Annotated in this window: 9 protein-coding genes and 1 pseudogene; 7 read left to right on the forward strand and 3 right to left on the reverse strand. The window is 64.5% G+C overall.

The window, feature by feature from the left end; all coding sequences use genetic code 11:
- The 5 genes and pseudogenes from Q1J95_RS11950 to Q1J95_RS11970 all read left to right on the forward strand — a co-directional run.
- Nucleotides 1–164 (forward strand): annotated as a pseudogene (locus tag Q1J95_RS11950) (deoxyribose-phosphate aldolase); the annotation flags it as partial.
- A gap of 34 nt (nt 165–198) precedes the next feature.
- Nucleotides 199–1,641 carry an aldehyde dehydrogenase family protein gene (locus Q1J95_RS11955; protein WP_300267820.1) on the forward strand — a complete coding sequence of 481 codons (1,443 nt, stop codon included), beginning with the start codon at nt 199–201 and terminating at the stop codon, nt 1,639–1,641.
- Nucleotides 1,638–2,489, forward strand: coding sequence for an aldehyde dehydrogenase family protein (locus tag Q1J95_RS11960; RefSeq protein WP_300267821.1), 852 nt, complete (start codon nt 1,638–1,640; stop codon nt 2,487–2,489). Before Q1J95_RS11955 ends, Q1J95_RS11960 begins: the two co-directional genes overlap by 4 nt.
- Nucleotides 2,490–2,574: 85 nt before the next feature.
- Complete coding sequence (gene clpX / locus Q1J95_RS11965; protein WP_300267822.1) at nt 2,575–3,843, forward strand: ATP-dependent Clp protease ATP-binding subunit ClpX; 1,269 nt, start codon at nt 2,575–2,577, stop codon at nt 3,841–3,843.
- A complete protein-coding gene (locus Q1J95_RS11970) occupies nt 3,840–4,376 on the forward strand; it encodes an NUDIX hydrolase (RefSeq protein ID WP_300267824.1) in 537 nt (178 codons plus the stop codon). The genes clpX and Q1J95_RS11970 overlap by 4 nt, the downstream gene beginning before the upstream one ends.
- A gap of 116 nt (nt 4,377–4,492) precedes the next feature.
- On the opposite strand, the gene Q1J95_RS11975 is transcribed toward Q1J95_RS11970, so the two are convergent.
- Nucleotides 4,493–6,547, reverse strand: coding sequence for a M3 family metallopeptidase (locus Q1J95_RS11975; protein ID WP_300267826.1), 2,055 nt, complete (start codon nt 6,545–6,547; stop codon nt 4,493–4,495).
- Nucleotides 6,548–6,644: 97 nt separating this feature from the next.
- Between Q1J95_RS11975 and Q1J95_RS11980 the strand changes: the two genes are divergently transcribed.
- On the forward strand, nt 6,645–7,265 hold the full coding sequence (locus Q1J95_RS11980; protein WP_300267827.1) for a helix-turn-helix domain-containing protein: 621 nt from the start codon (nt 6,645–6,647) through the stop codon (nt 7,263–7,265).
- On the forward strand, nt 7,262–7,495 hold the full coding sequence (locus Q1J95_RS11985) for a hypothetical protein (protein ID WP_300267828.1): 234 nt from the start codon (nt 7,262–7,264) through the stop codon (nt 7,493–7,495). Before Q1J95_RS11980 ends, Q1J95_RS11985 begins: the two co-directional genes overlap by 4 nt.
- Before the next feature lie 53 nt (nt 7,496–7,548).
- Here the strand turns inward: Q1J95_RS11985 and Q1J95_RS11990 are convergent, their stop codons facing one another.
- Together Q1J95_RS11990 and Q1J95_RS11995 are read right to left on the reverse strand one after the other, a co-directional pair.
- Nucleotides 7,549–7,764, reverse strand: a complete 216-nt coding sequence (locus tag Q1J95_RS11990) for a hypothetical protein (protein WP_300267829.1) — start codon at nt 7,762–7,764, stop codon at nt 7,549–7,551.
- A partial coding sequence (locus Q1J95_RS11995; RefSeq protein ID WP_300267830.1) for a class I tRNA ligase family protein occupies nt 7,764–8,819 on the reverse strand: 1,056 nt, incomplete at its 5' end. The genes Q1J95_RS11990 and Q1J95_RS11995, both read right to left, overlap by 1 nt.

Consider the following 8,819-nt stretch of genomic DNA (forward strand, 5'->3'; position numbering starts at 1 on the left):
CGATCAAGTACCTCGTCACGGTCGCGGAGACCGCGGGGGAGGAATGGCTGCAGCCGCACCTGTTCCGCTTCGGAGCATCCAGCCTGCTCAACGACGTTCTCCTGCAGCGTCAGAAACTCACGACCGGTCACTACTCCGGCTCCGATTACGTCACGATCGACTGATGCTTCGACAGGCTCAGCAACCGAAAGGTCTCTAATGTCATTCCTGGAATATGCTCCGGCGCCTGAATCGAAGGCGATCCTGAACCTGCGCGACAGCTATGGCCTCTTCATCGACGGCGAGTTCGTCGACGGTGCGGGCAAGAGCTTCGCCACCATCTCACCGTCGGACGAGTCGCACATCGCCGAGATCGCGGGCGCAAACGACGACGACATCGACCGTGCCGTCGCCGCCGCGCGCAAGGCGTACGACAAGGTCTGGTCGAAGATGAGCGGCCGCGACCGCGGCAAATACCTGTTCCGCATCGCCCGTCTCGTGCAGGAGCGCTCGCGTGAGCTCGCCGTCGCAGAGAGCCTCGACAACGGCAAGCCGATCAAGGAGAGCCGCGACGTGGATGTTCCCCTCGTGGCCTCCTGGTTCTTCTACTACGCCGGATGGGCCGACAAGCTCGACTACGCCGGCCTGGGGGCTGACCCCCGGGCTCATGGTGTTGCCGGACAGATCATTCCGTGGAACTTCCCGCTGCTCATGCTCGCCTGGAAGATCGCGCCGGCCCTCGCGGCCGGGAACACGGTCGTGCTCAAGCCAGCTGAGACGACGCCGCTGACGGCGCTGTTGTTCGCCGAGATCGTTCAGCAGGCAGATCTGCCCGCCGGCGTCGTGAACATCGTCACCGGTGCCGGCTCCACCGGTGCGACCCTCGTGCGACACCCCGACGTCAACAAGGTCGCCTTCACCGGCTCCACCGGTGTCGGGCGCGACATCGCCAAGGCGATCGCGGGCACGGACAAGAAGGTCACGCTCGAGCTCGGCGGCAAGGCGGCGAACATCGTGTTCGATGACGCGCCGATCGACCAGGCCGTCGAGGGCATCGTGAACGGCATCTTCTTCAACCAGGGGCACGTCTGCTGCGCCGGCAGCCGACTCCTCGTGCAGGAGTCGATTCACGACGAGGTCATCGACCGGCTCAAGTCGCGCCTGTCGACGCTGCGCCTGGGCGACCCGCTGGATAAGAACACCGATATCGGCGCGATCAACTCCGCAGCTCAGCTGGCGCGTATCCGCGAGCTCAGCGACATCGGCGAGGCCGAGGGATCTGAGCGCTGGACGGCCGACTGCGCCATTCCAGACAAGGGCTTCTGGTTCGCGCCGACGATCTTCACGGGGGTCGAGGCATCCCATCGCATCGCCCGTGACGAGGTCTTCGGACCTGTGCTCTCGGTGCTGACGTTCCGCACGCCCGCCGAGGCGATCGCCAAGGCGAACAACACCCCATACGGTCTGTCGGCGGGAATCTGGACCGACAAGGGCTCGCGCATCCTCGCTGTCGCCGATCGGCTTCGCGCCGGCGTCATCTGGGCGAACACCTTCAATCGCTTCGACCCGGCCAGCCCGTTCGGCGGCTACAAAGAATCCGGATACGGCCGCGAGGGCGGCCGCCACGGTCTCACCGCATACCTCAAGGGAGCTTCAGCATGAGCAAGCGTCTGACAGTGCCAAAGACATACAAGCTCGCGATCGGCGGCAAGTTCCCGCGCAGCGAATCCGGACGCACCTATGAGGTCGTCTCGGCCAAAGGCGCGTTCCTCGCGAACGCGGCGAAGGGCTCTCGCAAGGACGCCCGGGATGCGGTCGTCGCCGCTCGTGCGGCAGTGAAAGGGTGGTCAGGCGCCACGGCGTACAACCGCGGGCAGGTGCTCTACCGTGTCGCGGAAGTGCTGGAGGGCCGCCGCGCGCAGTTCGTCGACGAGATCGTCGCCCAGGAGGGCGTCACGGCCGCTGTCGCCGGTGCCCAGGTCGATGCGGCCGTCGATCTGTTGGTCTGGTACGCCGGCTGGTGCGACAAATATGCCCAGGTGGCCGGCAACGCGAACCCTGTCGCGGGCCCGTACTTCAACATCTCCGTTCCCGAGCCCACCGGCGTCGTCGCGATCATCGCACCGCAGGATTCGGCGTTGCTCGGGCTTGTTTCGGTGATCGCTCCCGCGCTGGTCGCAGGCAATGCCGTCGTCGTGGTAGCCAGCGAGAGGTATCCGCTCTCGTCCATCAGCTTCGCTGAGGTGCTGGCCACGAGCGATGTGCCCGGGGGAGTTGTGAACATCCTGACCGGATCGCCGGCAGAGATCGCACCGTGGTTGGCCTCACACGCCGACGTCAACGCTCTCGATCTTGCTGGAGCAGGAGACCTTAACTGGGTCGACCTGCAGATCTCTGCTGCCGAGACGCTCAAGCGCGTGCTCACACCGGGCGAGGTCACAGCATCACCCGAGCGGATCGGCGCCTTCACAGAGACAAAGACGGTGTGGCACACGAAGAGTCTTATCTGAGGGGTGCCGTGCCAATGCGGCCGAGTGTCCGAGGGAGAGGTTAGGCTTTTCAGGAGGATCTCAGGTTCACTCAAGGAGGACGCGCATGGCCCGAATCGGTGAAAGTGCTGACCTGTTCAAATGCTCCTTCTGCGGAAAGAGTCAGAAACAGGTGCAGCAGCTGATCGCTGGCCCGGGTGTGTACATCTGCGATGAGTGCGTCGAGCTGTGCAACGAGATCATCGAAGAGCGCATGGCCGAGTCCTCGGCTGAGGGCGTCGCCGATTTCGAGCTGCCCAAGCCGCGTGAGATCTATTCGTTCCTGGAAGAGTACGTCGTCGGTCAAGAGCAGGCCAAGCGCTCTCTCGCGGTTGCCGTCTACAACCACTACAAGCGCGTGCGCGCGCACGGCACGCTGCAGCTGGCCGAGCAGAAGGCCGAAGAGGTCGAGATCGCCAAGAGCAACATCTTGATGATCGGCCCGACCGGCTGCGGCAAGACCTACCTGGCGCAGACCCTCGCGAAGCGTCTGAACGTGCCGTTCGCGGTTGCCGACGCCACGGCTCTCACCGAGGCCGGATACGTCGGCGAAGACGTCGAGAACATTCTGCTCAAGTTGATTCAGGCCGCTGATTACGACGTCAAGCGTGCCGAGCAGGGCATCATCTACATCGACGAGATCGACAAGATCGCCCGCAAGTCGGAGAACCCCTCGATCACCCGCGACGTCTCGGGGGAAGGCGTGCAGCAGGCACTGCTGAAGATCATCGAGGGCACGGTGGCCGCTGTGCCGCCGCAGGGCGGGCGCAAGCATCCCCACCAGGAGTTCCTGCAGATCGACACGTCGAACGTGCTGTTCATCGTGGCTGGCGCCTTCGCGGGGCTCGAAGACATCGTCTCTTCTCGTGTGGGCAAGCACGGTGTCGGCTTCGGCGCACCGCTGCACGACAAGACCAAAGACCTCGATCTGTTCAGCGAGGTGCTGCCTGAAGACCTGCACAAGTTCGGCCTGATCCCTGAGTTCATCGGGCGTCTCCCGGTCGTGGCATCCGTCTCGCCGCTCGATCAGGAAGCGCTGATCGACATCCTCACCGGCCCGCGCAACGCCCTGGTCAAGCAGTATCAGCGTATGTTCGAGCTCGATGACGTCGAACTCGATTTCGACGATGACGCGTTGCGCTCGATCGCCGACCTCGCTGTCGAGCGCAAGACCGGTGCGCGCGGGCTTCGAGCGATTCTCGAGGACGTGCTGGGTCCCATCATGTTCGAGATCCCGTCGACGGACGACGTCAAGAAGGTCGTCGTCACGAAGGCTGCGGTCGAAGAGGGCGCCGCGCCCACCGTCGTCATGGAGCGCAAGCGCAAGAGCGCGTGAGCGGCGAGGTCGCCCCCACTGCATGGGAAGTCACAGCCTCCGAGATCGTCGTTGCGGATCGGTGGATACGACTTCGCGCCGACACCTGCGTGGATGCTGCGGGGCGAACGATATCGCCGTACTACGTGCTGGAACCTGCTGAATGGATCTCGGTACTCGCATTGACACCAGAGGGCGAGGCGGTCGTCGTAGAGGAGTACCGGCACGGCGCGGGCATCGTCGCGCTCGGGACGATCGGCGGGGCGGTCGAGGCCAATGAGGCGCCGCTGGATGCCGCGACGCGCGAGCTGCGCGAAGAGACGGGGTTCGTCGCCGGTGAGCTCATCGATCTCGGATCGACCTGGGCGAACTTCGGTAATCACAGTAATCGCGTGCATCATTTCCTCGCGCGCGACTGCGTGCGCCTCTCTGAGCAGTCACTCGACGACGGTGAGTTGATCAGCGTGCGGGAGCTGCCGCTGCACGAGCTCGGTGAGCTTCTGCAGCAGAGCTATCACCAGCTGACCTGGTATAAAGCGCTCGCGCAGCTGTAACGCGCCCGTTCAAGCGCTGGGTGTGAGTGCGTGCAGTAACTTCGGAGAATTGCAGCAACTTCGGAGCGAAACGCTGCGAACGCTCCGAAGTACGTGCAATTCTCCGAGCGAAGCGCTCAGGACACATCGCCCAGCCCGCGGCGCTTCAGCAGCGGAGCGATCTCGGCGTCGCGGCCGCGGAAGTCGCGATACGCCTCCAACGGATCCTTCGATCCGCCGACACCGAGCAGCCGAGCCCGGAACCGGTCGCCGTTCTCGCGGGTGAGACCGCCGTTCTCGCGGAACCACTCCACGGTGTCGGCATCAAGCACTTCGCTCCAGATGTATGAGTAGTACCCGGCGCTGTAGCCGCCCGAGAAGACGTGCGCGAAGTAGGTCGACGAGTAGCGGGTCGGAATGGCCGGATTATCGAGCCCGATCTCGGCGAGAGCTGCGGCCTCGAAGGCCGAAGCATCCGGAATCTGTTCGCCGGCGCCAAGGCGATGCCAGGCCTGATCAAGCCATGCGGCGGCGAGATATTCACTCGTGTCGTGCCCCTGATTGAAGACTTCTGTGGCGCGCAGGCGCTCGACGATCGCAGCATCCAAGGGTTCGCCGGTCTCGAAGTGGCGCGCGTAGTTGTCGAGCACTTCGGGCCAGAGGATCCACATCTCGTTGACCTGGCTCGGGAACTCCACGAAGTCGCGGAAAACATTGGTACCGGCGAAATGCGGAAAATTGACCGTCGCGAAAAGTCCATGAAGCGCATGCCCGAACTCATGGAACAGCGTCGTGACCTCGTCCAGCGTCAAGAGCGTCGGCTGTCCATCAGCGGGCCTCGCCACGTTGAGATTGTTGACGACCACCGGTGCCGTGCCGCGCAGCGCCGACTGGCTGACGATCGGATTCATCCATGCGCCGCCGCGTTTGGTGTCGCGCGTGTACAGGTCGAGCACATACAGTCCCAGCGGAGAACCGCCCGGATTGAACGCTTCGAAGATGCGCGCATCCGGGTGGTAGGCGACGAGATCGTCGCGCTCGGCGAAGGTCACACCGTACAGCTGCGTCGCCGCGAAGAACACTCCATCGTGCAGCACGCGCTCGGCTTCGAACCACGGGCGCAACGCCGCGGTGTCGATGTCGTACTTCGCGGCGCGTACCTTCTCGGTATAGAAAGCCCAGTCATGCGCTTCGAGCGTGAAGGGCTCGGGCTCGCCCTGATCGATGATCGCCTGCAGCGCAGCCTGCTCTGCCTGAGCGTTGGATGCTGCGGCCGGGGCGAGGCGGTGCAAGAGGTCGGAGACGGCTTCGGCGCTACCTGCGGTTTCGTCAGCGGTGACGTACGCCGCGTGCGATGCGTAGCCGAGCAGCTTCGCGCGCTCGGCGCGGAGCGTGACGATCTCGCCGAGTACGCCGCGATTGTCGTGCGTATTGCCGCGTGAGGCGCGCGACAGCGAAGCCTCCATGATGCGGCGCCGGCTCTCCCGGTTGGTCAGCGATGCCAGATACGGATGTCCCGTGAACAGCGGTAGCGAGATGAGAAAGCCGTCATCGCCGCGCTCACGTGCGGCGCCCGCCGCCGCCGAGAGCTCACCGGCCGTCAGACCCTCAAGCTCATCGGCGGTGTCGAAGAGCACGGCGAGGTCATTGGTATCGGCCAGCAAATTCCGTTCGAACGTCGTGGTCAACGTCGACAACTTTCGGTTCAGCTCGGTCAGCTGTGCCTTCGCATCCTCGTCCAGCCCCGCACCGGCGTGCGTCATCTCGCGGTAGTGCCGCTCCACGAGGTACCGGCTCTCGCTATCGAGCGACAACTCGGCGAGCTGTTCTCGAAGCGTCTTCACCCGCCAATACAGCTGTGCGTCCAGACGCACGGCGTCGTCGTGTGCTGCCATGAGGGGCGCGAGTTCTTCATCAATCGCCTGGATCTCAGCCGTGGCATCCGCTGAGCTGACGGTGTAGAACGCGTGGGCGACTCGCTCAAGCATCGTGCCGGACTGCTCCAGCGGCACCATGGTGTTCTCGAACGTCGGCATCGAACGTACCCTCGTGATGGCCTGGATCTCGGCGAGGTGCTCTTCGAACGCGGCGTGGAACGCCGGAAGGTAGTGCTCGGACCTGATCGCCGCGTAGTCAGGAAGCTCGTAGGGGAGAGCGGATGGCATCAGGAGAGGATTCGCGGCATCGGTCATGCCTCGAGCCTACGGGTAGACCCTCGGTGGAGATTGAGGTCGCGACGCATACAAAGAAAAGTTTGCAAAAAAACACTTGCAAAGGTATCTTTGCATTATGACCGAGAGTAGAAAGCCTTCCGCAGCCGCCGAACGTCGGGTTCTGGATGCCGGGGCGTTGCGGGCCCTGTCGCATCCGCTGCGCGTGCGCATCTTCGACATACTCGCGCAGGAAGGCCCGCAGACAGCCAGCACACTCGCTGAGATTCTCGGGGAGTCATCCGGCGCCACGAGTTACCACCTGCGTTCGCTGGCCACTCACGAGCTCATCAGGGAAGCCAAGAGCAACAAGGGCGGACGTGAGCGGTGGTGGGAACGTCCCGAAGGGGGCATCGTCTACGACTCGCGGGCCGTGGAAGGATCACCGGCCGGTGAGGCGGCGCTGCAGGTAGCCGTCGCTGAGGTTCATCGTCGTCGGCATGACGAACTCATGGAGTTCTTCACCAGCAGGATCGATAAAGAGTCCGTCGAGTGGGCGGATGCCAGCACATCGATGACCAGCGGCATAAGCATGACCGCGGAACAGACTGTCGAGCTCACCAAGAAGATCGAGGCCATCATCGACGAGGCTTCCGAGAAGTATCGAGATCAGAAAGGTGAGGGCGTGCGCCGAGTGAGCGTGCGCGCCGACATCTTCCCGTTGCGAAGCCTCACGAACAGGACGGAGACCTCATCATGAGCGCAATGGCGATCACCCGCGCGCAGGCGTTTCCCCGTGGTGCCACCGCCGTCGAGCGCTGGTCGATTCGTCTCGCCGCGTCGGTGACGCGGTGGGCGACGCGGCGAGCTGAGCGTCGACAGGAGCGTCATGAAGCGATGCTCGCTGCGATTCAGGCCGAGAATACGCGCAAGGCGGACCCGCGGGCTATAGAGCATCTGCTCGCGCAGGTGGGGCTGAACGGGCGCTGAGGCATTTCGTCTCTGCGTTTCGGCTCGCGCCACTCGCTCGACGACCGGGACGTTCAGTCCTCGAACGGGCGGGCGATGACCTCGCCGTCAGAGGAGACGAGCACTTCCCAACCGGCATCGAGCTCGGCAATGGGCCTGCCTTCCAGCCACGTGAGGGTCCAGTGGCCCGTCAGTCCACGAGACTCGACTTCGGCGATCGCCGGGCGGAGCGCATCGGGAACGGATGCCGGAGCATCCGAACCTGCCGCCCACCGCGTGCCCAGCTGCATCAGTTCTCCTCGACCGGGGCCAGTTCGATGTCGGTGACAGCGAGTTCAGCACCCTCTACGAGCTCAAGCTGCGCGATGCGTCCGACGGCGCGCAGATCATCTGCCGCCGAGCGGATCGCTTCCAGACTCTCTGCAGGAGCGGCGACCACCGCGCGCGAGACAGCGATCTTCTGCGAGGCCTTCGCCTCGGTCTTCGCGCGGCGGATGCCGATCAGCGCAGCGGATGCCGCGGAGAGCACGGAGGCGTCGCCGCCGGCCAACTCGCCCGCGGTGGGCCAGGCCGCTGTGTGCACTGACCCCTCTTCGAACCAGCTCCACGCCTCTTCCGTCGCGAACGACACGACCGGGGCGAGCAGACGCAACAGCGTCGACAGCGCGATGCGCAGGGCGAGCGCCGCGGAGGGCTGCCCGACATCGGTCTGATCGTAGGCGCGTTCTTTGACGAGCTCCAGGTAGTCATCGCAGAAGGCCCAGAAGAACGACTCAGTGACCTCTAGCGCGCGAGCGTGATCGTACGCGTCGTACGCCTCTGTTGCCGAAGCGACGACCTCGTCGAGGGCTGCGAGCATCGAGGCGTCAAGCGCGTGTGTCACCTGGGCGCCGGAGGGCACGGGGAACGAAAGCACGAACTTCGCGGCGTTGAGGATCTTGATCGCCAGGCGGCGGCCGATCTTCATCTGCGTCGGGTTCTGCGGGTCGAACGCCGCGTCCACGCCCAGGCGGCTGGAGGCCGCCCAGTAGCGCACCGCATCCGATCCGTGCTTGTCGAGGATGTCGGCCGGGGTCACCACGTTGCCCTTGGACTTCGACATCTTCTTGCGGTCGGGATCGACGATGAAGCCGGAGATCGACGCGTGCTTCCAGGGCGAGCGCCCGTCTTCGAGCGTCGAGCGCAGCATGGTCGAGAACAGCCAGGTGCGGATGATGTCCTGGCCCTGCGGGCGCACGTCGAACGGGGCGACGAGGTTCCACAGCTCGTCATCGCGCTGCCAGCCGCCGGCCAGCTGCGGGGTGAGAGACGAGGTCGCCCAGGTGTCGAGAATGTCGGTCTCGGC

The sequence above is a fragment of the Microbacterium sp. genome, from assembly GCF_029263575.1.
GTDB lineage: Bacteria > Actinomycetota > Actinomycetes > Actinomycetales > Microbacteriaceae > Microbacterium.